23 protein-coding genes, 2 pseudogenes and 1 riboswitch are annotated in these 26,516 nt (G+C 47.1%); of the genes and pseudogenes, 3 read left to right on the top strand and 22 right to left on the bottom strand.

The features are described from left to right. Positions 1 to 57 precede the first annotated feature (57 nt). From DWX91_RS17285 to DWX91_RS06505, 6 genes are all read right to left on the bottom strand, one after another. On the bottom strand, positions 58 to 1,422 hold the full coding sequence (locus tag DWX91_RS17285) for a type I restriction-modification enzyme R subunit C-terminal domain-containing protein (RefSeq protein ID WP_243098993.1): 1,365 nt from the start codon (positions 1,420 to 1,422) through the stop codon (positions 58 to 60). Then, a complete protein-coding gene (locus DWX91_RS17940) occupies positions 1,353 to 1,895 on the bottom strand; it encodes a DEAD/DEAH box helicase family protein (RefSeq protein WP_412693844.1) in 543 nt (180 codons plus the stop codon). Before DWX91_RS17940 ends, DWX91_RS17285 begins: the two co-directional genes overlap by 70 nt. Next, on the bottom strand, positions 1,889 to 2,521 hold the full coding sequence (locus tag DWX91_RS17935; RefSeq protein WP_412693843.1) for a DEAD/DEAH box helicase family protein: 633 nt from the start codon (positions 2,519 to 2,521) through the stop codon (positions 1,889 to 1,891). The genes DWX91_RS17940 and DWX91_RS17935 overlap by 7 nt, the downstream gene beginning before the upstream one ends. Before the next feature lie 252 nt (positions 2,522 to 2,773). Further along, a complete protein-coding gene (locus DWX91_RS06515) occupies positions 2,774 to 3,148 on the bottom strand; it encodes an MmcQ/YjbR family DNA-binding protein (protein WP_118472493.1) in 375 nt (124 codons plus the stop codon). A 124-nt stretch (positions 3,149 to 3,272) separates the two neighbouring features. Beyond that, positions 3,273 to 4,547 (bottom strand): PD-(D/E)XK nuclease family protein, encoded by a 1,275-nt coding sequence (locus DWX91_RS06510; RefSeq protein ID WP_118472492.1) that lies wholly within the window; start codon positions 4,545 to 4,547, stop codon positions 3,273 to 3,275. A 498-nt stretch (positions 4,548 to 5,045) separates the two neighbouring features. Then, entirely contained in the window at positions 5,046 to 5,225 is a 180-nt protein-coding gene (locus DWX91_RS06505; protein WP_009532310.1) for a hypothetical protein, read from the bottom strand. 149 nt (positions 5,226 to 5,374) lie between these two features. On the opposite strand from DWX91_RS06505, the gene DWX91_RS06500 reads away from it, so the two are divergent. Together DWX91_RS06500 and DWX91_RS17275 are read left to right on the top strand one after the other, a co-directional pair. Then, positions 5,375 to 5,884, top strand: a complete 510-nt coding sequence (locus tag DWX91_RS06500; RefSeq protein ID WP_118472491.1) for a hypothetical protein — start codon at positions 5,375 to 5,377, stop codon at positions 5,882 to 5,884. A 235-nt stretch (positions 5,885 to 6,119) separates the two neighbouring features. Further along, positions 6,120 to 6,503, top strand: coding sequence for a hypothetical protein (locus DWX91_RS17275; protein ID WP_118472490.1), 384 nt, complete (start codon positions 6,120 to 6,122; stop codon positions 6,501 to 6,503). A 120-nt stretch (positions 6,504 to 6,623) separates the two neighbouring features. Here DWX91_RS17275 and DWX91_RS06490 read toward each other — a convergent pair whose 3' ends face one another. The 14 genes from DWX91_RS06490 to DWX91_RS06425 form a co-directional block, all read right to left on the bottom strand. Beyond that, positions 6,624 to 7,904, bottom strand: coding sequence for an adenylosuccinate synthase (locus tag DWX91_RS06490; RefSeq protein ID WP_107001526.1), 1,281 nt, complete (start codon positions 7,902 to 7,904; stop codon positions 6,624 to 6,626). A gap of 209 nt (positions 7,905 to 8,113) precedes the next feature. Next, entirely contained in the window at positions 8,114 to 9,031 is a 918-nt protein-coding gene (locus DWX91_RS06485) for a LysR family transcriptional regulator (protein ID WP_118472489.1), read from the bottom strand. After that, on the bottom strand, positions 9,024 to 10,454 hold the full coding sequence (gene purB / locus DWX91_RS06480; RefSeq protein WP_107001528.1) for an adenylosuccinate lyase: 1,431 nt from the start codon (positions 10,452 to 10,454) through the stop codon (positions 9,024 to 9,026). Before purB ends, DWX91_RS06485 begins: the two co-directional genes overlap by 8 nt. Positions 10,455 to 10,732: 278 nt before the next feature. Continuing rightward, positions 10,733 to 11,167: a hypothetical protein gene (locus tag DWX91_RS06475; protein WP_118472488.1), complete on the bottom strand. Its 435-nt coding sequence runs from the start codon at positions 11,165 to 11,167 to the stop codon at positions 10,733 to 10,735. A gap of 120 nt (positions 11,168 to 11,287) precedes the next feature. Next, entirely contained in the window at positions 11,288 to 11,671 is a 384-nt protein-coding gene (locus DWX91_RS06470) for a hypothetical protein (protein ID WP_147353133.1), read from the bottom strand. Beyond that, positions 11,644 to 13,323 carry a phospholipid carrier-dependent glycosyltransferase gene (locus DWX91_RS06465; RefSeq protein ID WP_118538523.1) on the bottom strand — a complete coding sequence of 560 codons (1,680 nt, stop codon included), beginning with the start codon at positions 13,321 to 13,323 and terminating at the stop codon, positions 11,644 to 11,646. The genes DWX91_RS06470 and DWX91_RS06465 overlap by 28 nt, the downstream gene beginning before the upstream one ends. Then, entirely contained in the window at positions 13,308 to 13,919 is a 612-nt protein-coding gene (locus DWX91_RS06460) for a hypothetical protein (protein ID WP_147354390.1), read from the bottom strand. The genes DWX91_RS06465 and DWX91_RS06460 overlap by 16 nt, the downstream gene beginning before the upstream one ends. A gap of 451 nt (positions 13,920 to 14,370) precedes the next feature. Next, positions 14,371 to 15,084, bottom strand: coding sequence for a hypothetical protein (locus tag DWX91_RS06455; protein WP_182431305.1), 714 nt, complete (start codon positions 15,082 to 15,084; stop codon positions 14,371 to 14,373). A gap of 322 nt (positions 15,085 to 15,406) precedes the next feature. Further along, positions 15,407 to 16,162 (bottom strand): 4-hydroxy-tetrahydrodipicolinate reductase, encoded by a 756-nt coding sequence (dapB, locus tag DWX91_RS06450; RefSeq protein WP_107001533.1) that lies wholly within the window; start codon positions 16,160 to 16,162, stop codon positions 15,407 to 15,409. 48 nt (positions 16,163 to 16,210) lie between these two features. Beyond that, on the bottom strand, positions 16,211 to 17,104 hold the full coding sequence (dapA, locus tag DWX91_RS06445; protein WP_107001534.1) for a 4-hydroxy-tetrahydrodipicolinate synthase: 894 nt from the start codon (positions 17,102 to 17,104) through the stop codon (positions 16,211 to 16,213). A gap of 148 nt (positions 17,105 to 17,252) precedes the next feature. Beyond that, positions 17,253 to 17,425: riboswitch (Lysine riboswitch) on the bottom strand. Between the two features lie 29 nt (positions 17,426 to 17,454). Continuing rightward, positions 17,455 to 17,973, bottom strand: coding sequence for a cob(I)yrinic acid a,c-diamide adenosyltransferase (locus DWX91_RS06440; protein ID WP_022359533.1), 519 nt, complete (start codon positions 17,971 to 17,973; stop codon positions 17,455 to 17,457). A 245-nt stretch (positions 17,974 to 18,218) separates the two neighbouring features. Then, entirely contained in the window at positions 18,219 to 18,848 is a 630-nt protein-coding gene (locus DWX91_RS06435; RefSeq protein ID WP_022359532.1) for a single-stranded DNA-binding protein, read from the bottom strand. Positions 18,849 to 19,115: 267 nt separating this feature from the next. Beyond that, the gene (gene typA, locus DWX91_RS06430) at positions 19,116 to 20,954 is read right to left on the bottom strand and encodes a translational GTPase TypA (RefSeq protein WP_117795171.1); all 1,839 of its coding nucleotides are present in this window, start codon (positions 20,952 to 20,954) and stop codon (positions 19,116 to 19,118) included. A gap of 165 nt (positions 20,955 to 21,119) precedes the next feature. Further along, positions 21,120 to 21,770, bottom strand: coding sequence for a YigZ family protein (locus DWX91_RS06425; RefSeq protein ID WP_118467482.1), 651 nt, complete (start codon positions 21,768 to 21,770; stop codon positions 21,120 to 21,122). Between the two features lie 287 nt (positions 21,771 to 22,057). On the opposite strand from DWX91_RS06425, the gene DWX91_RS06420 reads away from it, so the two are divergent. Further along, positions 22,058 to 24,769 (top strand): transglycosylase domain-containing protein, encoded by a 2,712-nt coding sequence (locus tag DWX91_RS06420; RefSeq protein ID WP_118472484.1) that lies wholly within the window; start codon positions 22,058 to 22,060, stop codon positions 24,767 to 24,769. Between the two features lie 136 nt (positions 24,770 to 24,905). Here DWX91_RS06420 and DWX91_RS06415 read toward each other — a convergent pair. Further along, positions 24,906 to 25,261 (bottom strand): annotated as a pseudogene (locus tag DWX91_RS06415) (SpoVA/SpoVAEb family sporulation membrane protein). A 38-nt stretch (positions 25,262 to 25,299) separates the two neighbouring features. Beyond that, positions 25,300 to 26,405: pseudogene (locus DWX91_RS06410) on the bottom strand (stage V sporulation protein AD). Positions 26,406 to 26,516 lie beyond the last annotated feature (111 nt).

Here is a 26,516-nt window from a genome sequence, read left to right as displayed (position 1 = left end):
GACCAGCACTGCTTGTGGTGGTCTTATTTTAGTGCCTAATTTTAACCATGTAAAATTTTATATTTTTTTCCCCATTAAGTCTTGACTTTTTATTTGCAGGCTAAAGTAACGAGAATGCGGTGTGCCGTTTTTCAATGACTGATCGTTAATAAACTCTGAAAATGCCTGCATCGCCGCCTCATGATCCAGTTTGGCAATTTTGTGTACCATCAGACCAAATGGTGTATCTCCAAACTCCCTCTGGTAGTCTTCCTTACCGCCAAGTTCCGTCGTGAGAATCCGCTCTAACTCCTGATAATCTCCCTGTGTCAGCTTAATATTGTGCGTTAATTTATGAATCGCCAGTGTGTTTCCATGTTCCCCGATATATCGATTAACCTTTTCCCGATAATCCTCAAAATCATATGCCGCATCTAACTGGACACCCTCCTGCTGATCGATAATGGAATCTGTCAAATGAGTCGTGATCGTCCTGCCCCCCTGATCTTGATCCAAAAACCTCATCAGTTCCCGCAATTTCTGCCGGACGCGTTCAAATTGAAGAACATCATTTACCTTCCAAAATTCATCCGTCTGAATTTCTTGTATAAAATCAAGTTTTTCTTTTACCTGAGGAATACTGATCTTGCGCGACAGCAAACCAGCAATCTCACAAAGCACCTTTTTCGCTCTCTTAAAAGACGGCATCTGTTCCATAGAAGCCAGCATCAGACCATACATAAAATTGTCAAACCGTTTAGCCAGCTCATCTTCATCATTCAAATGCACCAGCGGCGCAATATGCTGTAAAAGTTCTCCCTTATCCCCTTCACTGATCACGTCAAAATCCGTCTCTTGTTTAAATTTCTCCACATATTGTAATTTAAGCTTTACAGAAATCAGCTTCGGATCCAACTCCACAAGCTGATTATGGCATCCCGATATCAGTTCCTTCCGCCACTCTTCATAAGTACCTTCCGCATAGCAAGCTTCCTGCGGCAGAGAAATGAGCCGGATTTGTTTTCCAAAAATATTTTCACTTAAGGATTTCGTCTCCTTCGACACAAAACCTTCTATATGTTCACGAAAATATTCAAAATTCCCACAATAATCAAAAATCAGGAAACGTCTTTTATCTGTATACTCCCCGTCTATCGGATCCATGCAGGTAAGTCCCTTGCACAAACGAGTGCCGCGTCCAATCATCTGCCAGAATTTTGCCTTAGAACGTACCTTCTTAAAAAATACAAGATTTACACATTGCGGCACATCAATCCCCGTATCCATCATATCCACCGATACCGCAATAAAAGGAGGCTTATTTTCAACCTTGAAGTCATCAATTACAGTCTGGGCGTATGCATCATCACAAATTACCCTCTGTGCAAATATCCCCTTCTTTTCCGGATAAATATTGGGATATAGCTTGTTGAAGCGTTCCAGAATAAACTCCTCATGCTTTTTATTCTGTGCAAAGATGATTGTCTTTCCAATCCGATCGCCGCAGAAGGAATAAATTCTGGCATCTGACCATCTTCCACAAAATCGTCCTCATACCGTTCCTTATCCTTATCGAATAAATCATCATACGTAATTCCTTCATCCAGAAACTTCGTCTTTACCTCATAATTATAATATGGAACCAGCACATGATCCTGATAAACAGCCGTCTCATAATCGTATGCATACGTCGGCACACCATGTTCCATTTCAAAGAAATCATACGTATTCCGATCCACATCCGTTTTCGGCGTAGACGTCAGACCAACCATGATTGCATCAAAATACTCGAAAATCGCCCGGTATTTCTTAAAAATACTGCGGTGGCTTTCGTCAATAATAATCAAATCAAAATGTGCCGGTGTAAACAAGCGGATGCCATCCTTATTTTTCGTATCATCAATCGCATTTAACATCGTCGGATAGTTGAAAATACGATACGTGCATTCCGATCATCTTTATTGGTACACAGATTGCAAAGTGACATATCCGGCAGATAATTCTTAAAATCATCCTTTGCCTGTTTTACCAAGGCAGTCCGATCCGCCAAAAAAAGCACATTCGTCACATATTTTCCACGACTCAAAACATCCGTCAAGCTGGAAGCCGTTCTTGTTTTACCAGTTCCGGTTGCCATCACAAGCAAATGTTTCCGATAACCGCGCTGTATCTGTTCGCACACCGCCCGGATCGCTTCTTTTTGATAATAACGATCCGTGATTTTATCATCAATCGGAATCTGCATTAAATCCTTATGTTCCGAACGTCGGTTCATCATCTTCTGCAAATCATCTTTACTGAAAATGCCACTGACCGGACGCTGTGGAGAAGTCTTGTCATCCCAGAAATACGTTTCAAATCCATTCGTCGTAAACATCATCGGTCTGCGGCCAAACTTCCGCTCTAAACAATCCGCATACAGCATAACCTGTTTCCGACCAACATTCGGATCCTTGCTGGTGCGCTTCGCTTCCACCACCGCCAGAGGGCTGCCATCCTTTCCAAACAGGACATAATCACAATAAACGGCAACTTCCCCCATGTATTATAATCAACCGAGAAACGGAAACTCGGCTCATGAATCAGGGACTGCAAATTGTCCTTGTACGGCATTTGCATCGTATTATCCGCAGAATAGACCCATTTTACCGCCAATTCCAATGCCTTTCTGCATCCTACCGCGCACATTGCAGGGGCGGATGCATATACCCGTTCCGCTTCCATCACCGCTGGCGCAAATAATGCATATTCTTTTGTATTCTTTAAAAATTCAAAGTTTGACATAAGATCCCCCCTATTTGGAAGTATTCTTCTTTTTCTTTGGCGCTGTCAGCTCATAGCTTAACGCAAGTAAATTTTTAATCGGCTCATCCAGCCCCGCATCCCCCAGCAAAACACTGATCCACTTCTCCTTGTTCATATGGTATGCCGGAAAATATCCTTTCTGCCCCCGCAAAGAACCTATCAGCATCGGATCACTCTTTAGATTTATAACATATATGATATTATCATCCTCCAACCCCAGCTTACTCCCTGCAACACTCAAAATCACGCCATACCATTTATCATTATCCGCCCGACGCAGCACTGCATTCGAATCCTTCCACGGATATTCCGCTTCCGTGCCATATTCTTGTTTTACCCATTGAAATAATTCTTCTCTTGTCATTTTGGTGAAACGCCTCGCTTTCGGTTTAAAGGTAGAATATATTTGTTATTTGCAATGTTTGTGTTTGTGTAAATATGCTTTTATAGTGTAGTGTGATATTCTGTTTCAGCGACAATTTATCCTTTTACAAAAGCCACCCCAAAAGCTCTCTCTCGAACACCGCCAACGCCCGCTTCACATACTCCCTCCGCGCCGTTTCATCCACAAGTGAAACCGCACACGGATTCATCTGCTTAAAATCCGGCACTTCTGTCTCTTCGCAGTGGCGTTTTCCGTTCGGATAACACCAGCCAAACCACCAGTCCTCCGGCAGAATTATTTCCTTTTTGAGATATCTGGATGCCTCCTGCTTAAGCTCGTCGGTTATATCATCTACCTGATAGCCTTTCGAAAAGCCATCCTTGGATCTGGCTTCTTTATCAAACAGGCAGAATCCCGCAAACAAATTATGTTCTACCTCAATCCGAAACCAGAGTTCCAGACCCGCTTTTTGAAATTTTGCCTTTTTTACCACATAATTCAATCCAGGATAGGTGCTGTAACAATCATAAAATTTATCATGCTGTGAATCCTGATAGGAATAATATCCACTATCCTTTTCTAATTTCAAACCATATTTTTCTAAAATTGGCTGCATCTGCTGCTGAAATTCTTCAAACACCTGGCGAATCAGCCGCACCTTTGCCTTTTTCATTGATTTTTCAATCTCAATTCCGGCAAGAAATTTTTCCGGCGATTCGTACAATGCCTCCATCACTTTATCTGCCACTTTCTTCTCTCTTTCATCCGCTATGCTATGTACCGCATCCAAATATTGCTCCATCACTGCCCGAAATGGCTCTTTTAAATTTTGCAATTCACCTTCCAGCCACCGATAGATATCTTCTGCCCATGAAATACACTGGATTTGCCCTAATGGTAATAAATTTCCTCCGCCTTTCTTCTTCCGGCTGTACTCAGATGGCGGCGTTCCAAAACGGGTTAGATATATCAATCGGGAATTTTGTGCCATCTCAAAGTAATCCGAACACTGTCCTTCCTGTTCCCCCGCATAGATTTTTACCTCGATCGGAATCTGATACTCCGCATTCCGTATGAAAATATCAATTCTTCTCTCTTTATCAATCGGGTACTCTTTGACTACCTCCGTATGCAATAGCAATGTATCGCTTACCGGATCCATTTTCAACACATCTCGGATAAACGATTTCAGAAACCGGATTCCGCAGCCATGCATTCCCTCCGGGTTCAGCAGATCGGTCAAAAAACGGCACATGATCACTTCACGGCTCTGTATCTCTAATACATCAAAAATGTTGTAGGCTGATAATTTCTTATGAAATGGTATGTTTTTACAGTTTGTATGAATTTGCGATAGTAAATCTCTATATGTTTCCATTTCTCATTCTCTGGCGATTCCCGTTTGTCTCACTTTTCATTTATAAAACGATTTCTTTTTATCTATCATACCATAAAAAACACGGTTCTCACAGACTCTATCCAAGGCATCCCTCCAACTTTCTTCACACCAAATCATACCTTATTTATGAAATGCAAAAAAAGTCGATTTTTATTTGCATTTCAGTGCATAAACTTTATTTTTTTAGATTGTGCTTGTTTGTTCAGCAAGCGTAATACTGACATCACAAGCAACATAGCAAAAACACAGCATTAAGTTTTACTTTTTGCAAGGTAGAAAAGGTCAACAAAGTATTGCAGATAAAGGATTTTTAGACAATTATCTCTCATTCAACTTGTTCAACCACAATGAATATCTACGCTCACAGCTTTGAGGAACAGCAAGAGGAAGTTGCAACAAAGGTAAATGAGTTCTTGCGATTGAACGCATAAATAATTGAGAGCCAGAGGACAAAATCCAAAGGCTCTCATTTAGTCATCATTCATCTTTCAATTCCATGTGGTCAAGGGCATATTGCAAAGCCATGCTGATTAGTTCATTACGAGAACGATTCGTCTTAGCTGCTAAATCGTTATATTCTTCTTGCAAGGCTCTATCTATGCGTATCGTCATGGTGACAGATTTATCTTCTTTTGGTGTTACGATAAATTTCTCCATAATGCAATTCCTCCATTGGTTTTGATTATATTATAGTATTGACAAGAGGTGCAAAACTATGACACAATAGTGAGTTAAAATTATGCTGTACTTTTGTGTTACACTCTGCTATAATGCTACTATCAACCAAAACTTGGAGGTATGGCATTATGAAAGATAAATCAACCAAAAGCAATGGAAAGAAACCTATTTTCAAGAAATGGTGGTTTTGGGTAATTATTGTTGTTATTCTGGCCGCTATCTTTGGAAACTCAGGAACGAATGACAGCATTAAGGACGAAACAAAAGACGCAATCAATTCAACGGAACAGCAAGCAACATCTGACAAATTCGTTGAAGATGTGAAAACCGCTATTTCTGGTGCTATTGACAGCGACAATGAAGCAATCACAGATATTGCGTTGAAAGACAAAGATTTGTGTGTAACAGTTGATTTGAGTAAAGCAGACTCCAGCCCTCTTACAATAGAGGACTTGGCAATCTCTCGTACAAGTTCAATCACAGACGCTATACTTGAACTTACTGGTTACGACAGTCAATGGAACACGATAACAGTTGATTTTGGAGATGTTGGCAAGGTCGTATGTGACAAAGATAGCATAAAAGAAAATGAAGCAGGTGGACGATACTTCCCATCAGAAAACTTTACATTAAAATAAATGGGGAAAACAAAGAGAGCCTTGACAGGAACAACAACCAGTCAAGGCTTTTCTTTATACTATTGTTATACTAAACTTACGGCGTGATATGGTGTGATAGACCGAGTTAGGGAAAGTAGAAATCCCAAAAAGGTAATACGGGTATCACTTATGGAGAGTTATGGAGAGATAGGGCGAGTGCCTGTTAATCTTTTTTAAATTTATGCTATACTCACATTATAAGGAGGAACTGCACATGATTGATACTCACGAATTCAAAAAAAGAGATTTATACTTAAATAAAATTTTAGCGTTTCAGGATACTGCACCTGTAAAAGTTGTCACCGACATCCGTAGATGCGGCAAGTCAAGTCTTCTTAGATTGATGACCCTCCACCTGAAAGAAAACGGTATAACGGATGATCAGATTCTTGAAATGAATTTTGAATATACCGATAAAATCTATATTCAAGTCACTGAATCAATGACAAGCGAGGACGTCCGCAAACGTGAATTATTCCCTCTTCAAAAAATCAATGACAATTACGAAAAAATCGTCCTTTCCCTGAATCCCGGAATGGACTCTTCCTATGATGGCATAAAATCTAAAAATTTAATTGACTGGCTGATTTCAGAATAAACTTGAAAAAGAATGTGCCTTTTTGTGTAATGGAGAATTTCAAGGAATTTCCTATTACACAAAAATAGCGGCGGTCTGCACTCATCATGCAGGACCGCCGCTGAAATTGATTCTATAAAGTTACTTTCTCATAATGATCTCATCACGTCCCGGACCATTGGATACCATGGTTACCGGTACGCCAAGCTCTGCCTCGATCGTCTCGATGTAGTTGCGGCACTCTGCCGGGAGATCTTCGTATTTCTTGATTCCGCGGATATCACATTTCCAGCCCGGAAGTGTCTTCAGAACCGGTTTTGCTTTCTCCAGCTTGTAGGTTACCGGGAAGTCTTTGACAACTTCGCCGTCGATCTCGTAGCCAACGCAGATCGGGATCTCGTCCAGATATCCCAAAACATCCAGAACGGTCAGAGCCACTTCGGTCGCACCCTGGATGCGGCAGCCGTAACGGCTTGCTACTGCGTCGAACCAGCCCACACGTCTCGGACGTCCGGTGGTTGCGCCGAACTCGCCCTTATCACCACCGCGGCGGCGGAGTTCGTCTGCCTCATCACCAAAGATCTCGCTGACAAATGCGCCTGCGCCGACTGCACTGGAGTATGCCTTTACAACGGTTGTGATCTCTTTGATCTCATACGGCGGGATACCTGCGCCGATAGCGCCGTAAGCTGCCAGAGTCGAAGAAGAAGTAACCATCGGGTAAATACCGTGATCCGGGTCTTTCAGGGAACCTAACTGACCCTCAAGAAGGATGTTTTTGCCCTCTTTGATCGCGTCATGAAGATATGCAGATACATCACATACATACGGCTCTACCATCTTCTTGTATTCCATCAGCTCTGCCAGAACCTCATCCGGGTTCAGCAGCGGTTTGTGGTACAGATGCTCTAACAGGACATTCTTTGTCTCGCAGACACGCTGTACTTTATCTTTCAGAGCTGCCTCGTCCTCGAACAGTTCGCTGACCTGAAAACCGATCTTCGCGTATTTGTCAGAGTAGAACGGCGCGATGCCGGACTTGGTAGAACCGAAGGACTTGCCGCCCAGACGCTCTTCCTCATACGTATCAAACAGAACATGGTACGGCATCAGGATCTGTGCGCGATCCGATACCAGAATATGCGGCATCGGAACCCCCTGAGATACCAGGCTTTCCAGCTCTTTTACCAGAAACGGGATGTTTAATGCCACACCATTGCCGATGATGCTGGTTGTGTGTCCGTAAAATACACCGGACGGCAGAAGGTGAAGTGCGAAACGGCCATAATTGTTGATAATCGTATGACCTGCGTTGCTTCCTCCCTGAAAACGGATAATGATGTCGGATTCCTTAGCAAGCATATCGGTAATCTTACCCTTGCCTTCGTCTCCCCAGTTAGCTCCTACTATTGCTCGTACCATGAATTTTCCTCCCTCAGAAGAATATAAATACTTTTCGGCATGATCGAAAAACGATCATGCTTCTTACTGTATAATCATACACAACTTTTCTATATAAGTAAAATCAATATTATTTATAAGCTACATAATTAACACTTATACTATTGATGCTCACACATATGCCAGGCAATGTAATTTGAAAAACCGCTACTTTGCAGCTCCTATTTTTCTCATGTGGTTACCTTCGCCAGCTGCTTAAAAAGCTTCGCAGCCGCTGGGGACATCCAGGATTTCTCAGCTGCCACCAGACAAAACTCACGGGATGGCATCTCTTCGTCAAATTCCAACGCAAAAACATCCCCATTTCCAAGAGCCTCCGATGCAAAATCCGACATAAGACAGCCGATTCCCAGATTCCGCTTAACAAACTGGACAATCATCTCACTGGTGGCCAGTTCAAACTCCGGCTCCAGCCGAACCCCGCGCTTTGCCAGAAACTCATCCATAAAGCGGCGCGTACTGGTATTGCGCTCCAGGAAGATGCAGGGGCAGTTCAACAGCTCTTTATATGAAAGTTTTCTGCCCTTTAACTGGGCTGCGTATTTGGGTCCGGCTATAAACACATTGCGGATCTCCTGAACCGGAAGACTCTTTACCGCCTGCTTGGTCTCAAAAGGTGTGCTGACAATACCGAAATCAATGTGTCCCTGATAGAGTGCTTCAAGGGTCTCGGGCGTCGGACCGTTTGAAACCGTCACCTTGATATTCGGATACTGCTCATGAAATTGTTCCAGATATGGAAGCAGATAAAACTGAAGTGTCATATCGCTCGCGCCAATGCGGATCTCGCCCGTTTCCAGGTCCTTCATGCGCCGCAGCATCGTCTCCCCGTCCTGTATCGCATCAATTCCCCGTCTGACATACGACAGAAGCAATTCTCCCTCGCTCGTCAGCTTCACGCCGCGGGATGTCCGCAAAAAAAGGCGGCAGCCAAGCGCGGTCTCCAGTTGTCGGACCGCCTGGCTGACCGCCGGCTGGGAAATGCAGAGTGCCTCTGCGGCCGCCGTGATGCCGCCGCATTCGCACACGCTGCAAAATACCCGGTAATACTCCAGATTCACACTTCCATGTAAATCCTGTTTAGACATTAATCTCTGCTTTCACGCCCAGATCTTCTTTATTTGCATCCAGAATCGGCTGGATTACCTCTGCCAAGAACTCATCTACCTGCTCTTTTGCACGGCCGGTGTAGCGCTCCGGTTTCATCGCTGCTTTCAGGTCATCTAAGGACAGATTAAACGCCGGATCCGCTGCAATCAGCTCGAGAAGGTTGTTATCCAGACCTTTCTCTTTCACATTCTTTCCAGCTTCCATCGACAGAGTACGGATCTTCTCATGCAGTTCCTGACGGTCACCGCCTGCCTTTACTGCATCCATCATGATATTCTCGGTTGCCATGAACGGAAGCTCTGCCATCATGTGTTTCTCGATAACCTTCGGATATACAACCAGACCGTCAACGACATTCAGGTACAGATCCAGAATACCATCAATTGCAAGGAAGCCTTCCGGAACACTCAGACGCTTGTTCGCAGAATCATCCAATGTACGCTCAAACCACTGGGTAGATGCAACCAGCATCGGGTTCATCACGTCTGCCATCACGTAGTTAGCCAGGGAAGCCATACGCTCGCTTCTCATAGGATTTCTCTTATATGCCATAGCGGAGGAACCGATCTGATTCTTCTCGAAAGGCTCTTCTACTTCTTTCAGATGCTGAAGAAGACGGATATCGTTGGAGAATTTATGGGCACTCTGTGCAATACCGGCAAGAACATTTAATACACGTGTATCCTGCTTACGGGAATAGGTCTGTCCGGATACCGGATAGCAGCCATCAAAACCCATCTTCTCCGCGATCATCTGATCTACCTTGCGGCACTTTGCATGATCCCCATCAAAGAGCTCCAGGAAGCTTGCCTGTGTACCGGTTGTTCCCTTGGAGCCAAGGAGACGTAAGGATCCAAGCACATAATCCAGATCATCCAGATCCTGCTTGAGCTCCATCATCCACAGAGTTGCACGCTTGCCGACGGTGGTCGGCTGTGCCGGCTGGAAATGGGTAAATGCCAGGGTCGGCTGTGCTTTATATTTATCAGCAAATTTAGCCAGCTCATCCAGAACACTGATCAGTTTCTTACGTACCAGCTTCAGGGCTTCTGTCATAATGATGATATCGGTGTTGTCTCCTACGTAGCAGGAAGTTGCACCCAGATGGATGATTCCTTTTGCTGTCGGGCACTGTACGCCGTACGCATACACATGAGACATAACATCGTGGCGCACCAGTTTCTCACGCTCTTTAGCAACATCAAAATTGATTTCATCCTTATGTGCTTTCAATTCATCGATCTGCTCCTGCGTAATCGGAAGGCCAAGCTCCTTCTCCGTCTCTGCCAGCGCAATCCAAAGTCTTCTCCAGGTGCGGAACTTCTTGTCCGGAGAGAAAATATACTGCATCTCCTTGCTTGCATAGCGCTCGGAAAGAGGGCTTACATATCTGTCGTACATGGCTAATTTACCTCGCTTTCTTTTTTCAGGGTATGGAAAATAGTCTCTTTCGCAGCCATTTGAAGGCGTCACCGACACTTTTTCTCAATATCCTACCTGCAAATTATAATACAGGCACTTTTCAAAATCAATCACTTTTCGCTGTTCCGGCTGCAGCTCTTTCGTTCTTGGTTACTGTTCACGCATACATTCCCAATAACGGAATTTGCCACAGTAACCGTTCCTGCTCTTCCATTCATCATTCATGCCCGGCCAAACGTTTTTCCTGCCGCAAACAGTCACTCTCCTTCTGATTCCACCCGTTCGTGCAGGATTTCCAGCTCTCCGGTCTTCAGATGCAGACGGATTTTCGTGGAAGTTCCCGTTTTTTCTGTCGCTCCGTATGTTTCCCCGGCATTTTCCCGTTCAACTGTTCTCTTCTCCTGCCAGTCTGCAGGCGCTTCCTCCGCCCCATTCTCTGCTCTTTCCCCCTCCGGCAGTTCATACTCGATCACATCCATCTCTCGGATCGACCAGATCCGTTCCCGCATCTTCCATATACTCGCCAGGTACATGGATACAGCCAGTGCAAGTCCATACAGAAAATACCTCTGCCTCCGCTTCCTCCGCCAGCGGACGCGTTTCAGATAGCGGCGAATCTTCCGTTTTTGATATTTAAACAGCTTTCTGCTTTGCGGCATTGATTTTTGTGCATTTCTATGTTTCTCTGACATCTGCATTCCTCCCGCAGGTGCCTCTCCATTTTTACTATAACAAATAGAAAAAAATCTGTAAAGATGATGCGGCTCACAGGCAGGGCTTTTCCGAACTGAAAGTTGTGGTTTTTAGGCAGTTTATTTTTTCTCATGATACGCTTTTTCTGTATTCACACTCCAGATATGCTCCTTATCCGCACTTCCCGCCAGAAGGAGATCCACTGCACAAAATGCTGTCATCATCGAATGATCCATGTTATTGTAGCGATGCTGTCCATTCCGTCCGATACACAACAGATTTTCGATTTTATTCAACCATGCAGTCAATTCACCCATCCGGTCATAGGTGCCAAAATAAGCTGGGTATGCTTTCTTTACTTTCTCGATATGAAAATCAAGAATTTCCAGAAAACCAAATCTATAATTTATCACATAAGCCGTCAAAAGCACCCCCAGAAAGCCAGCGCTGATCGCCCAGTCTCTCTTTTTTTCTTTCATGACAACACCCAACCTTCCAGCCATTCCAGCCACTGCTCGGCAAATTCCTGTTTTACCGGATATCCAGACAGCACCGGATAGAAAAGAAGGAACGCGCCGATCACTGCTGCAAGATACAGCAGCGCTGCTTTCCTGGTTCGTTTCGGATCTCTTTCCCAGAAAAAATGCAGACAATTTCCCAGCATTAAAATCTGTATCATACTGCACGCAAAATACTGATAGATAAACACGGTTCTGTGGATAAATAACCACGGAAACAGCATAGAAGCATAGGAAATGCACAGATATCCCGCTATTTTATCCTGTCGAATCTGCCACAGGTATATAGTATAAAATAGCGCCGGAATTGCCGACCACCAGATTACCGGGTTTCCAAAAGTTGAAACCACACTGATTTTACCAGACTTAAGCGACGTGTATGCATCCAGAAGCGGTCGTTTAATCCAGGCCCACTCATACCATTCAGAGGCATATGGATGTTCAAACACCGTTTTCTCATGATAATGAAGCATAAGCTGTTGATTTTCCCACATAGTCTGGAAAACATTTCCATTTCCCATACCATTTCCATAAGAAAGATAGGATGCAACGTAAATCACTGCCGGAATCAAAATGTATGCAGCGATACAGATGACAGACAGCCCCGCCAGGTAACTTATCGCCGCCTGTCCAGACATTCCCTTTCTGGTCCGTGCCGCAGCTGTCCCATATTCCTGGAACAAAAATGTAAAAAAGAGGACTGCAATCCCCGCGCAGGCATATACCCCTGTCCACTTCGATGCCATCGCCGCTCCAGCTGCCATGCCATTTAAAATCATCAGACACACCGTTTTCCAGCTGCATCCCATTTTCAGGTCATCCAGCACCAGATACATCAGATAAAAGGTAAGCAGGATAAAAAATCCCACTATCACATCAATGGTTCCGATTCTTGACAATGTAAAGTGCATGAAATCAAAGACTATCAACAGTGCTGCAAATGAGGCAATCCATGTACTCCGGCTGATTTTCCGCATAAACGCATAGCTGACCGGCACCATCAGGATGCCAAACAGAGCGCATACACACCGCCATCCAAACGGTGTCATTCCAAATACGCGGATTCCCAGACTCATCCACCATTTTCCAAGCGGTGGGTGCGTTGTCTCATAAATTGTACGCCCTTCTACTATCTCATTTGCCGTTCTGGCATGGTAAACCTCATCAAACATACTTTGGTATTCATAGGTTGTATCCGCCGGAAACAATTCTTGCTCATCAAATGCCTCTGGATAATCATCTGCATTGGATGGAAGGATCGGATTTCCATCCGGATCCAGAAGAACGATTTCCAGAACCTCTGCACTCTCATCCATCGACACGATCCCTAGTTCGTAAGTGCGGTAATGAATTTCCACTGGATTCCAGCAGTATACAGATAACAATTCTGTCTCTTCCCCGATGGCATCCCAACCATCTCCCTCGGCATTCGGAACCGAGCATACAAAATGTCTCTTCTCCTTTCCACCCAGATAAACCTGCGCTTCTGAGATAGTCACACTTCCATCAAACCGAAGCACCATCTCATTTCCGTGGCTATCATTTTTTTCAAATTCATACGCAGTCTGCGGTGCCTTCATGCTTCCAAGATTCACAAATGCCATCACAGCAAAGAGAACTGTCAATCCTGCTGCCATACACCAGTCACGGCCGGCCCAGGCGCGCCGGTCTTTTCCGACTCTGTGTTCTTTTCACAGGATTTTATTCCCAAGCTCTTCCCGGCATCTATTTTTTCACTCCCCGTCATTCGTTTTGATACGCAGCGTGCCGCTTTTGCTTCATCCAGCTCGACTTTCGATTCAGGAATTTGACATTTTTCATGTATTATTCCAACATAAGAAGCGATTCCATATACACAGGTTCCCACACCCAGTACCGCAAAAAACATCAGCATCAGCGGATAAAATTCATCTCCCGGACTGCACTGTCCGAAGCGCTCTCCGGTGATATCCCGCGCCCAGAGTATGCCAGTTCCCGCAGCCGTGAGAAGAATTTCAATTTTTTTGAATCTTTCTATTCCAAGGCGCGCTCTGAAGCGCTCTATCCACGAACTGCCCATGAAAAGAATCAATACCGCCAGCCAGATAAAAAGCATCCGCTTTTTGCCCTGTGAAAGAACAGATAATACCGGGATCGGATTCCAGATATAAAGATACAGGCATTCCCACGCTGATTCCCGGCTTCTGTTTTTCCCGGACAAAATATATAAAAGTCCGGCTGTCACCAGATCCATTGCCATGACTTCCAGGAAGCCATGAACCTCCTGATTAGAAATGGCAAAGAATACAAAGCGCGTAATCAGATACCCGGCCGCTGCTTTCCAGCAAAGCTTCCCGCCATCCCCCGCTTTTTCTTTTCCTCATACAGCCAGATGACAGTCAGGCACGCCGTAATGGCGATACAGTAAACTGATTTCATTCTGGCACCTCCTTTAACGACTTTTTAAGTGCTCCATTTCAGTGGCACTCCCCTCAGACACGCCGTTTCTTTCTCATCGCTCTAACTTATATACTCCCGGGCTCCTCCCTGCACATACGCAGGAAAGAGCTCGAGAGTATATGAATCTGTTTCCATCATCCTATATGCAGGAGAGCAAAAACAAGGTTAAATTATAGATGATTGTAATCGCCCCAAATCTGAACTTGGCCGATTATTTTCACTTCGTACTCTTAGTTTCAGATTGATCACGGATCTGTTGGCTGCGTTGTTGGCTGCGACGGCTCCGTTGTTGGCTGCGGCGGCTCCGTTGTTGTATCCCCTTCCGTCTCTTCCGGCTGGGTCGGTTTCACGCTCGGCGTCGGGTTTTCGGTCGGTTCTTTCGTCGCCGGTGCATCACTCGGTACCACACTCGGCGTTTCACTTCCACCGCCGCCTCCAGAATGTCTGCGTTCTTTGGATGTTCTGGAATTCAGCTTCGGTGTATCGGCATTGGTCGTCTCTAAGATGGTCATCGTTCCGTCTTCTGCCACTTTTACCTCAAAGCTTCTCGCCGGTCTCGGCTTGCGGCCGCCGAACGATGTGCCATCGTTTTCAAACGTATAAGGAATTCCGTTGATACTGACAACGCCCGTTGCCATCTCTCCACTGTCCGGTGTGCCAAAATAATAGGTTTTTCCATTGATCCAGACAACACCGCTGACCATTTCCCCCGACGCCGTACAGAAATACTGTTTGTCCCCGTCTTTTACCCAGCCGATCTGCGGTGCTCCCTGTTCATTCAGGTAATACCATTTTCCATCGATCTGCTGCCAGCCTGTCTGCACCTGTCCATTTAGGATGTAGGCTCTTGCAGCTCCTGTACCTACCCATTCGGCAAAAGCAGGTCCGGCATACAAGCCCATGATCAAAACGGCACTGAGTGCACAGGCACCCGCCTTCATCCATTTGCGTTTTCTCATAGCATACCTCCTCGTATTGATCGAAAAGCTGTCTTTCATGTATTTTTGTTCTGGAGTTTTTCTTCTTTTTCACGATTTCAAGCTTTTCTTGTTGTATTCATCTTATCATTTGTTTTATTTTTCTACAATTTGCACTGCACAAGATGTCATTTTTTTTACACAAGATGTAAAAAAATGATACACTAGCCTTGACAAATTGATTTTCAGAAGCTTTCATCCACAAACACAAGGGCGGGAAAAGTTCCAGAAATGAAAACCCCGGCTGTGAGTGGATAAACTTACTCACAGTCGGGGTTCCATTTTCACATCTGTATAAAATCTCTTAACCGATCACATCCGCCATATCATACCGTCCCTCCGGCTTTCCTGCCAGGAATTTGGCTGCCTGTACCGCACCCTTTGCGAAAATCGCCTTGGAATAAGCTGTATGATTAAAGGTAATCACCTCATCCTGACCAGCGAAAATGACATCGTGTTCGCCTACGATTGTGCCGCCGCGGATCGCCTGAATACCAATCTCCTTCGCATCACGTTTCTCACGTGTAGCGGAACGATCGTATTTGTAATGGTATGTATTGCCCATCGCCTCGTTGATCGAATCTGCCAGCGCAATCGCCGTACCGCTCGGAGCATCCACCTTCTGATTGTGGTGTTTCTCCAGAATCTCAATATCAAATCCAGCCGGAGCCAGAATCTGCGCTGCTTCTTTCAGAAGCTTTAAGAGCATATTGATACCAAGAGACATATTTGCAGAGCGAAGAACAGCTGTCTTCTCTGCCGTCTCTTCTACCTTTGCCAGCTGTACCTCGGAAAGTCCTGTCGTACACAAAACAACCGGCATTTTCTTCTCTGCACACCAGTCGAGAAGTTCATCGACAGCTGCTGCATTGGAAAAATCAATCACAACATCCGCTTCTACCTTACATTCGTTCAGAGACGCAAAAACCGGATAATCATTTTTCTGCTCGGTTCTCATATCAATACCCGCAACGATAGAGATCTCCTCGTCCTTCGCTGCGATTCCGGAAATAACCTGTCCCATGGCGCCATTGCAGCCATGCATAATTGCTCGTACCATCTGTTAAAACCTCATTTCCCTATCTCATCCTAATTTTAACGGTTCTTATCACTCTTTCAGGCTGATTCCGTAATTTACCAGTTCTCTTCTCAGACGATCGCGGTTTGCCGGTTCCATATCCACTAACGGTTTACGGAACGGACCCACTTCCTCGCCCATCATGTTCATCGCTTCCTTAACCGGAATCGGGTTTACCTCGCAGAACAGCGCCTCAATCAGTGGAATTGCATCTATCTGCATCTGTCTTGCCTTCGCTACATCGCCAGCCTTGAATGCCGCGCACATATCATGTACCTGACGCGGTGCCACGTTGGATAATACGGAGATAACGCCCTTTGCGCCCAGTGCCATCATCGGAACCGTCTGGTCGTCGTTGCCTGAGTAAATATCTACTGTTCCGCCTGACAGGCTTGCAATCTGTGCGATCGCGGAGAAATTGCCGCTTGCTTCTTTGACACCGACGATGTTCTCATATTCCTTGCACAGTGCCACGATCGTCTCCGGGGTGATATTGACGCCGGTACGGCTCGGTACATTGTACAGAAGGATCGGAAGATCAACTGCCTTTGCGACCTCTGAGAAATGAACCTTTAAACCCTTCTGGGTTGATTTATTGTAATACGGGGATACGAGCAGAAGTCCGTCTGCGCCTGCCTTTTTCGCTTCGGTAGACAGATATACCGCTGTCTCTGTGCAGTTGGAACCGGTTCCTGCTACAACCGGGATTCTCTTATTTACGACCTGACATACGAAACGAATCACCTCGATGTGCTCCTCATGGCTTAATGTAGCCGCCTCGCCGGTCGTACCGCAGGCGATAATACAGTCTGTACCGCCAGCGATCTGTTCTTCTACGATCTGCTCCAGTTTCTCATAATTTACGCTTCCATCCTCATGAAATGGCGTTACCAGCGCTACGCCTGCTCCTTCAAAAATAGACATTTTGTTTCCTCCTTATTCTTTTGCACGATGGCTGAGTTTCTATTCCAGAGTCCGTTTCTGTCCCTGCTTCAAACGAATGTTTGCAGCCTGTCGATCCTGAGCGTACAAAAAGCTGGCACAATGGCCAGCTCTATGAATTCAAATCCAAACTCCCAGTAGCTCCCCATCTGTCGATGACAGTTACAGAATTCTTCATCCTGCACCCAGGAACTGCAGATACAGGCGCCGCAGCCCTTCGGCGTATCATCCTTTCAGCTGTCTTCTCCTGCACCTGCCGCATCCGACCGCTTACTGATAATCAACGCAACCTCTACTTGTTTTTTCTATCTTAGCATTACTTTGAATACTTGTCAACCGTTCATGCACGCATGATCGTTTGACGGCTTCAGGCATTCCAGGCGCGTCACCTCGTCTGCATGCTCCTCTGCCCCAGCCGGGCATACTTTTCCGGTCAGAATCAGATCGACATTCTCCTCGCGCGCTGCCAGCAGTGTTTCCAGGGCATCGTCTCCGACCAGTTTCTGATCTAACACCCCAAGAAATTCATCCAGAATCAGCATATCGCATTCGCCGGTACAGAGTACTTTTTTTGCAAAATTATACCCGTTCTGAATATTGCAGAGCTCTTCCTTTTTGCCTTCTTCAGAGAGATTTTCATAATACTCATTCTGTTTTTCAAATCGGAATACTTTAAATGCCGGCTCCAGCTGTTTTAACCCATCTGCTGTCTCATGGCTCAGCACTCCCTTTAAGAATTGTATCATAATTACCTTCCGGCCGTGCATGGCTGCACTGACACCACGTCCCAGTGCCATCGCTGTTTTTCCCATCCCGGTGCCGAAGATGATATGAACTTTCCCCTTTTTCATTTCCCTCTCCTCTTTCTGTGCCTCCCGCTGCGCTGGCGCACAGACTGTCTTTCCTGATGTCTTTTTACACACAGGTCTGTGTGTTTTATTTCTATCCATCCAATAATCGTTTTACGAATTCTGTAAACTGCCTTATTCTAGCATATTTTATCTGTTTTGGCAAGCTATGGCAAAACCAGCCATTTATCATGTCCTATAGATTGCATAACCGGCTTCAAAATTTGCTGTAACATCCTAAACCTATCCTATTCTTCCACGCACTCCAGCTTGCTGACCGACACCTCGTATGCCACACGTTTCTCGCACTCTGTCTCGCTCAGTTTCTTCGTATATTCACGGCTCTGCACGCGCCCCCACACGCACACGTGGCTTCCCACGCCAAATCCGGACGCATAGCGGGCATTTCTGCCCCACGCAATACACGGTATGTAATCGGATTTTCCATACGGACGGTTGACCGCCAGCAGCATATCGGCAATCTCGCGTCCCAGCGGTGTTTTCCGGTAGATTGGCTCCTTGCAGATATAGCCTTCCAGAAAAATCTGGTTGGTTTTGGTGTAATCCGTAAATTCTTCCAGGAAATGAATCTCACGGACAAACACAGACAGCACCAGACGGTTTTTCGCGCCCTCATGACGGTTGTAGGAACGGAACTGGCCGATCGCCTCCATCGTCATTCCGCGGTAGTCTTTCGATACATCCAGAAGCCGTTCTGAAATCATGAGTGGAATCACGTCCACCTGATCGCTCAGACGGCTGACTGCCAGGTCTGCGATATAAAATCCTTCCCCGAATACTTCGTGGCTGAATGTAAATTCCGATACGACCTCACCAATCACGCTAACCTTGTTGTTTTCAATCATTTTTTCCGACATAGTATCTCTCTCCTCTTCTTTTTTGCAGTTTTTCACGGCAGGTTCTTGGAGTCCTGCTTCTTACTGTATATATGTATGAGGGGAATGACCGTTTTAGAAGAAGAAGTGAGGGGGAAATTTCGACAGGGTGGGGGACATGAATCGACAGAGGGAATGGGATCGGCAGAGGGACGGAAACGGCGGGGCGCGTCGTTTCCTAGATATCTCTCGCTTGAATATACGAAAAGGAGCAGCTGGCTTGCGCGGCTGCTCCCACTTTACGATTATTTAGCTATTTTTACGGCTGATCATCGCTCTCTTTCTCAGAGTCGGATCAAGAATCTTTTTACGGATTCGTAAGCTGGTCGGGGTGATCTCGAGAAGTTCATCGGTATCGATGTAGTCGAGGCACTGCTCCAGGCTCATGATTTTCGGCGGAACAAGGCGGAGGGCTTCATCGGCGCTGGAAGAACGGGTGTTTGTCAGCTTTTTGGTTTTGCAGACGTTTAACTCGATGTCTTCCGGTTTTGCGCTCTGTCCGACAATCATGCCGGAGTAAACTTTAACGCCCGGTCCGATGAACAGGGTTCCGCGCTCCTGGGCATTGAACAGACCGTAGGTGATGGACTCGCCTGCCTCAAATGCAATCAGGGATCCCTGTTTGCGGTAACTTAATTCGCCCTTGAACGGTGCATAGCCGTCAAAGCTGGTGTTTAAGATACCATTTCCCTTTGTATCGGTCATGAACTCGCCGCGGTAGCCGATGAGACCTCTGGACGGAATCGAGAACTCCAGTCTTGTGTATCCGCCGCCGATCGGGCTCATGCCCTGCAGCTCGCCTTTACGGCTGGTCAGCTTCTGGATAACAGCACCGGTAAAGTCATCCGGTACATCGACGTAAGCGATCTCCATCGGCTCTAATTTGCGGTTTCTTTCGTCATATTTGTAGAGTACCTCCGCCTTGCTGACTGCGAACTCAAAGCCCTCGCGGCGCATGTTCTCAATCAGAACGGACAGATGCAGCTCGCCACGGCCGGACACCTTGAAGCAGTCAGCGGAGTCTGTCTCCTCTACACGCAGGCTGACGTCGGTATTCAGCTCCCGCATCAGGCGCTCGCGGATATGGCGGGAAGTGATGAATTTACCTTCCTGACCTGCCAGCGGGCTGTCGTTTACCATGAAATCCATGGAAATGGTCGGCTCAGAAATCTTCTGGAACGGAATTGCCTCCGGTTTCTCCGGGGAGCACAGGGTATCACCGATGTGGATATCTGCGATACCGGAAATCGCTACGATCGAACCGATCTTTGCTTCCTGTACTTCTACTTTATTCAGACCTTCAAACTCATAGAGCTTACCGATCTTAACTTTGCGGAACTTGTCCGGCTCATGATGGTTGACGATGACGCAGTCCTGATTTACTTTCAGGTAGCCGTTGTCGATCTTACCAACGCCGATACGTCCTACATACTCGTTGTAATCAATCGTGCTGATCAGAACCTGTGTTTCTGCATCCGGATCTCCCTCCGGCGCCGGGATGTAATCCAGAATGGTCTGGAACAGTGGCTTCATATCCACATTCGGATCGTCCAGGTTCTTCTTTGCATATCCAGAACGTGCAGATGCATATAAGAATGGACAGTCAAGCTGCTCGTCTGATGCATCCAGATCCATCAGAAGTTCGAGAACCTCGTCCACAACCTCCTCCGGACGTGCTTCCGGACGGTCAATCTTATTGATACATACGATAACCGGCAGATCCAGTTCCAGTGCTTTACGCAGAACGAATTTGGTCTGCGGCATCGCGCCCTCGTATGCGTCTACCAGAAGGATAACGCCGTTTACCATCTTAAGAACACGCTCTACCTCGCCGCCGAAGTCCGCATGTCCTGGTGTATCGATAATGTTGATCTTGGTGCCGTTGTAATTAACAGCCGTATTCTTGGACAGAATCGTGATACCTCTCTCACGCTCAATATCGTTAGAGTCCATGACACGATCGACTACTTCCTGATTGGCACGGAATACACCGCTCTGGCGGAGCAGCTGGTCTACCAGCGTCGTTTTACCGTGGTCAACGTGAGCGATAATTGCAACGTTTCTGACATCTTCCCGTTTCATTTTCATATCTGCTTACTCTCTTTTCTTATGATGATTCATTACATGTACTAATTAATAATTATTTTCTGTCACAGACAAGCATCCTGCCGTTTCGTCTTTGGCAAAGGATCCGCCCACAAAATAATACAGCTTGTTATTTTAGCATTTTTTTATCCATTATTCAATCTTTTTTTACAATAAAATGATTTTTCCGTCATCCATGCCAAAATAAACTTCATCCAGTTTTTCGATCCGGCATCTTCCATTTGTGCCCTCTATGAGCTTCTTCTCCGCTGCTCCCGCCTGGTCAAACGGCACCAGGATCGTCAGATCCACGCCCTCGCCGTACTCGCTGTCCAGAATCGGCAGCTCTGCTTCTGCCAAAATGTACTGCACCTTTCCAAGCCCGCTGTAGTCTGTCCCGATCTTCCATTTGCGAGCCAGGCATTTTTCCAGAACCACACAGCTTTTAAGCCCTTCCTGAACCGCGCCGCCATATGCCCGCACCAGTCCGCCGGTTCCTAAAAGTGTCCCGCCAAAGTACCGGGTCACGACCGCACAGACGTTGTGAAGCTCACGTCCCAGCAGCACATCCAGCATCGGGCGTCCCGCCGTCTGCGCCGGTTCTCCATCGTCGCTGCAACGCGCCACCTCGTTATTTTCTCCGATCGTAAATGCCGAACAATGATGTCTCGCATCCCAATATTTTTTCTTGACTTCCGCAATAAATGCCGTCGCCTCTTCTTCCGATTCCACCGGGCGGATCTCCGCGATAAAGCGGGACTTCTTCTCCACAATCTCGCCCTCTCCGCCCTGATAGACGATTTTATAGCGCTCTTTCATGATTATTCCTCCATCGTAACTGTTCAGTAAATGCGCAGACCTGCTGAACAGTTACCCTCCATCTATACACTACGCATCCTTAAAACGGACGTTTTTTCACTTCTTTAACCGCTTGTAAACCTTAGTTACTGTTCACGCATACGTGCCCAGTAACAAACCTTATCTTTTATGATACCGTAAAAAAAACTTCATGACAATAGTATTTATTTATCCCATGAATTTTGATATAATTGGAAATACTGTATTTATTAATAGAATGAACCACTACGAACCCAAAGGAGGTTCTCATGAATTACGGTGTAAAAGCAACCAAGAAACGGATCCGGGCAGCCAATTCCCGGAAGAAGAAATACGCCAACCGGCTGTTTCTGACCTTCTTCAAGACTGCCTTTGTTCTTGTTCTGTTTCTCTGCGTGACAGGTGTCAGCACCTTTATCGGCATGTTTAAAGGCATTCTGGACAGTTCGCCGGACTTCAACCCGGACAGCTTCACTCCAAGCGGATATTTTTCTACTATATATAATAGCGCCGGGGAAGTGACCGACACGCTGGTTGGTTCCAACTCGAACCGAATTGAAGCATCCTACGAGGATTTTCCTCAGGATCTGATCGACGCATTCGTCTCCATCGAGGACTCGCGTTTCTGGCAACACAGCGGTATCGATCTGCGCTCCATTTCACGCGCCGTGGTCGGTGTCCTGACAAATAATTATAAAGGCGGCGCCAGCACCCTGACCCAGCAGCTCATCAAAAATACCGTCTTCAACGGCGGTATGGAGACCAGCAAAGGTTCCAAAATCGAACGAAAAATCCAGGAACAATATCTGGCGCTGCAGCTGACAAAAAACGTCGATCGGAAGGTCATTTTAACGAACTATTTAAATACGATCAACCTCGGCAGCAATACGCTGGGCGTCAAAGCAGCGGCGCTGCGCTATTTTAATAAGAACGTCTCCGATCTGACCCTTTCTGAGTGCGCGGTCATCGCCGGTATCACACAGAATCCGTCAAAGCTGAATCCGATCAGCGGCGCGGAGGCAAATGCCGCCCGGCGCAAGGTCATTTTACAGGCAATGTATGAGCAGGGCTATATCACAAAAGAAGAACAGGAGGAAGCACTGGCGGACGACGTCTACGCCCGTATCCAGAATGTCGACACGGCGCTCAAGAAAAATGAGACACCGTACTCCTATTACACGGACGAGCTGATCAGCCAGGTCACCGAAGCACTCAAAGAGCAGCTCGGCTATACTGACACGCAGGCGTCCAATCTTCTGTTCAGCGGCGGACTGCAGATTTATACCCCGCAGGATCCGCAGATTCAGGCAATCGTCGATGAGGAAGTCAACAATCCTGCCAACTACGACGCGGCTCGCTATTCGGTTGAATACCGCCTTTCCCTGACCCATCCAGACGGGGAAACGCAGCATTATTCACAGGAAACTCTGAAAACATGGATCCAGCAGGTCAAGGGACAAAGCGGTTTTGACGGGCTGTTTAATTCCGAGGAAGAGGCGCAAACGGCGATCGATGAGTACCGCACCGCCCTCACGCAGGACGGAAGCACCGTTCTCGGTGAATCAGTTACCATGATTTTAGAGCCGCAGACCTCGTTCGTCCTGATCGAACAGTCCACCGGCTATGTCAAGGCAATCAACGGTGGACGCGGACAGAAGACGGCAAACCGCACCTTAAACCGTGCGACCGACTCCCTGCGGCAGCCAGGATCGACCTTCAAGGTCATTTCCTCCTTTGCCCCGGCATTGGATGCCTGCGGCGCGACCCTATCAACCGTTTACTATGACGGACCATACTCTTCCGGTGAAAAAGAGTTCCGAAACTGGTGGGGCAGCGATTACAAGGGCTATCACACGATCCGCGACGGCATTACCTATTCCATGAACATCGTCGCCCTGCGCTGCATGGCGGACACGGTAACGCCGCAGCTCGGTGTCGAATATGCCGAACGGCTGGGAATCACTTCCCTCGTAAGCCAGGATCAGACTCTCTCGACAGCACTCGGCGGTCTGACAAAGGGCGTCAGCAACCTGGAACTGACAAATGCATTTGCGGCGATCGCCAACGGCGGCACCTACACGAAGCCTATCTTCTTTACTAAGATTCTGGATCGCAACGGAAAGATACTGATCGACAATGAACCGGAGACGCGGCAGGCGCTCAAAGACTCTACCGCCTATCTTTTAACCAGCGCGATGCAGGATGTTATGCAGAGCAATACAATGTATACGCGTTCCGGTTCCGGGGTTAAATCGACCGGTACGACAGCGGCGATTCCCAATATGAGCTGCGCCGGAAAGAGCGGTACGACCACCAGCAACGTCGACGTCTGGTTTGTAGGCTTTACGCCGTACTACACTGCCGGTATCTGGGGCGGATGTGACAATAACCAGCCATTAAAAGGCGGCACCGTTTCAAACGGCGGTACCAGTTACCACAAGCGCATCTGGCGAAATATCATGACACGTGTCCATGAGAGCTTAAGCGACCCCGGATTTACGGTTCCGGACAGCATTGAAACTGCTGAAGTATGCCGCAAATCCGGCAAGCTTCCGGTTTCCGGCGTCTGCAGCAGTGACCCGCGCGGAACGGCCGTCTACACTGAATATTTCGCGAAGGGCACGGTTCCGACCGAGACCTGCGATCACCACACCCGCGTGACAATCTGCTCCGCCTCCGGCGGCATCTCGACTGCCTTCTGCCCGACGAACCAGCAGATTTCCAAGACAGTTATGGTCGTTCCGGAAGACGGCGGAGAAACGGACGATTCCCGCTTCTCCATGCCGGGCGAGTGCAAGATTCACAATGGTTCGTCCACGATCATCCATCCTTCTGAGAGCGCCGATTTCTCAGCTCCGGGCTACAGCCCCGATTCAGATAATCTATCGGCTCCGATCCACTCTGTGGTTCCACGCCCGATGACGGGAAGTGGACGGAATGGAAATAATATTCCGATTGTCCCAGCGAATCCGGAGCATTAACAGCAAAATAATATATCTGCAAAAAGCTGCTGTAAAAAGTGACATTCATATGCCTCTTTTACAGCAGCTTTTTATTTCCTCAACTTGATTTTCTTTTGCTTTGCTTTCTTTTACTTTTCCTTTTTTCGTCTTCTCTCTAATCCTTCATCTTGGGTTTGCAAATCAGCGACGACAGATAGCCGAAGATCAACGCCCCGGAAATCCCCGCCGCACCCGCCGTGAATCCGCCGGTGAACAGCCCCAGAACCCCATCCTTATCTATTCCATCCCGCACACCCTTCCAGAGCGTATTCCCAAACCCCAGCAGTGCACTGTTGCCCCGGAACCCGCCCATTTGGCATACGGTTCGTACAATCCGATCGCACCGAGAATCGAGCCACATACCACCAAAAGTACCATGATCCGCCCCGGCATGAGTTTCGTTTTATCCATCAGAATCTGCACGGCGGCACAGAGGAGTCCGCCGGTCACAAATGCTTTGATATAGTCCATTTTTTTACTCCCTCTCTAAAGTTTCTTGCAAATACCTATCATTCACCGAACGATTCTTTTCCCTCAAGCACCACTCCATGGGCAATCCCCGGCATATTCTGCCCCTCATTAAAGCTGATCTGGGACAGCAGCGCCCCGGTCGGCACAAACAGGACGCGTTTCCACTCACCCACCTGTATTTTCGGAAGAATATAGCCGCACAGCACCGCCGCCGAGCAACCACAGCCGCTCCCGCCCGAATGGGTATCCTGCGTCTTCGGGTCAAACATTTCGATCCCGCAGTCCATATGGATGCTGGAAATATCCTGTCCTGCCTCGCGCATAAAATCAAGCAAGATTTCCTTCCCCACCATTCCCAGATCGCCAGTGATGATCCGGTCATAGTCAGATGGTTTCCGGTTAAAATCACGGAAATTCTGCAAGATTGTGTCAACCGCCGCCACCGCCATTGCCGCCCCCATGTTCATGGAATCGCGCATCTGCATATCGACGATCTTTCCGGGGGTGGCAGCTGAGATACAAGGTTGAAATTTGGGATGCAATTTTTCCTGTCCAGCATTTTTCAGTGATTCTGACGCATTTTCTTTCGCTCTGCGCCCATTTTTCCCTTCATTTTTCTCATTTCCCTCGATCATCACACACCCGCACCCGGTCACCGTCCAGGTTGTGGACTGCGGTCTCTGATTCCCATACGCCAGCGGAAACCGGAACTGCCGTTCTGCCGAGCAAAATGGCTCGACGCCAGCGCCAGAACCCGGTCCGCATAGCCAGCCCCTGCTGCCATCGCCCCCAGAATCATCGCCTCTCCCATCGTCGAGCAGGCGCCGTAAAGCCCGAAAAACGGGATATCAAACGACTCCACACCAAACGAGGTCGCCACAATCTGTCCCAACAGGTCTCCCGCAAACAGGCAATTCACATCCGCCGCCTGTCTGCCCGCCTTATCCAGACATTTCTGCACCGTCTGGCGCTGCAATTCACTCTCCGCCTCCTCCCACGACTTTTTCCCAAACGTCGGATCCGGCTCCACCCGGTCAAAAAAACTTGCCAGCGGTCCCTCGCCTTCCGTCTGCCCCACGATCGATGCCGCCGATGTGATGATGGGCGGATGCTCAAACTGGATGCTTGATTTACCTGCCTGCATAAAATTCCTCCTGAAACATAAAAACATTGTCAAAAATATACTGTTCAAACTTTCGCTACAATCTCAGTATTTACACAAACATACATTTTTATGTTTTCTAGTAATCTGCAT

The sequence above is a fragment of the Clostridium sp. AF22-10 genome (genome assembly GCF_003478725.1).
In the GTDB taxonomy this organism is placed as follows: Bacteria; Bacillota; Clostridia; order Lachnospirales; family Lachnospiraceae; genus Otoolea; species Otoolea fessa.
Note: the sequence above shows the minus strand (reverse complement) of the source record. Positions and strands in the feature narration are given on the sequence as shown.

Bases quoted from the DNA above. Each gene is read 5' to 3' on its own strand.
- DWX91_RS17935 (WP_412693843.1), bottom strand. From the start codon at position 2,521: ATGGGGGAAGTTGCCGTTTATTGTGATTATGTCCTGTTTGGAAAGGAT.
- DWX91_RS06440 (WP_022359533.1), bottom strand. From the start codon at position 17,973: ATGAAAAAGGGGAAAGTTCATATCATCTTCGGCACCGGGATGGGAAAA.
- DWX91_RS06505 (WP_009532310.1), bottom strand. From the start codon at position 5,225: ATGGAGAAATTTATCGTAACACCAAAAGAAGATAAATCTGTCACCATG.
- DWX91_RS06485 (WP_118472489.1), bottom strand. From the start codon at position 9,031: ATGTCTAAACAGGATTTACATGGAAGTGTGAATCTGGAGTATTACCGG.
- DWX91_RS06515 (WP_118472493.1), bottom strand. From the start codon at position 3,148: ATGACAAGAGAAGAATTATTTCAATGGGTAAAACAAGAATATGGCACG.
- purB (WP_107001528.1), bottom strand. From the start codon at position 10,454: ATGTACGACAGATATGTAAGCCCTCTTTCCGAGCGCTATGCAAGCAAG.
- DWX91_RS06435 (WP_022359532.1), bottom strand. From the start codon at position 18,848: ATGTCGGAAAAAATGATTGAAAACAACAAGGTTAGCGTGATTGGTGAG.
- DWX91_RS06420 (WP_118472484.1), top strand. From the start codon at position 22,058: ATGAATTACGGTGTAAAAGCAACCAAGAAACGGATCCGGGCAGCCAAT.
- dapA (WP_107001534.1), bottom strand. From the start codon at position 17,104: ATGTCTATTTTTGAAGGAGCAGGCGTAGCGCTGGTAACGCCATTTCAT.
- DWX91_RS06455 (WP_182431305.1), bottom strand. From the start codon at position 15,084: ATGAGAAAACGCAAATGGATGAAGGCGGGTGCCTGTGCACTCAGTGCC.
- DWX91_RS06475 (WP_118472488.1), bottom strand. From the start codon at position 11,167: ATGTCAGAGAAACATAGAAATGCACAAAAATCAATGCCGCAAAGCAGA.
- DWX91_RS06425 (WP_118467482.1), bottom strand. From the start codon at position 21,770: ATGAAAGAGCGCTATAAAATCGTCTATCAGGGCGGAGAGGGCGAGATT.
- dapB (WP_107001533.1), bottom strand. From the start codon at position 16,162: ATGGTACGAGCAATTATGCATGGCTGCAATGGCGCCATGGGACAGGTT.
- DWX91_RS17940 (WP_412693844.1), bottom strand. From the start codon at position 1,895: ATGTTAAATGCGATTGATGATACGAAAAATAAGGATGGCATCCGCTTG.
- DWX91_RS06510 (WP_118472492.1), bottom strand. From the start codon at position 4,547: ATGGAAACATATAGAGATTTACTATCGCAAATTCATACAAACTGTAAA.
- DWX91_RS06470 (WP_147353133.1), bottom strand. From the start codon at position 11,671: ATGGCTGGAAGGTTGGGTGTTGTCATGAAAGAAAAAAAGAGAGACTGG.
- DWX91_RS06465 (WP_118538523.1), bottom strand. From the start codon at position 13,323: ATGGCAGCAGGATTGACAGTTCTCTTTGCTGTGATGGCATTTGTGAAT.
- typA (WP_117795171.1), bottom strand. From the start codon at position 20,954: ATGAAAATGAAACGGGAAGATGTCAGAAACGTTGCAATTATCGCTCAC.
- DWX91_RS17275 (WP_118472490.1), top strand. From the start codon at position 6,120: ATGATTGATACTCACGAATTCAAAAAAAGAGATTTATACTTAAATAAA.
- DWX91_RS06500 (WP_118472491.1), top strand. From the start codon at position 5,375: ATGAAAGATAAATCAACCAAAAGCAATGGAAAGAAACCTATTTTCAAG.
- DWX91_RS06460 (WP_147354390.1), bottom strand. From the start codon at position 13,919: ATGGATCTGGTGACAGCCGGACTTTTATATATTTTGTCCGGGAAAAAC.
- DWX91_RS06490 (WP_107001526.1), bottom strand. From the start codon at position 7,904: ATGGTACGAGCAATAGTAGGAGCTAACTGGGGAGACGAAGGCAAGGGT.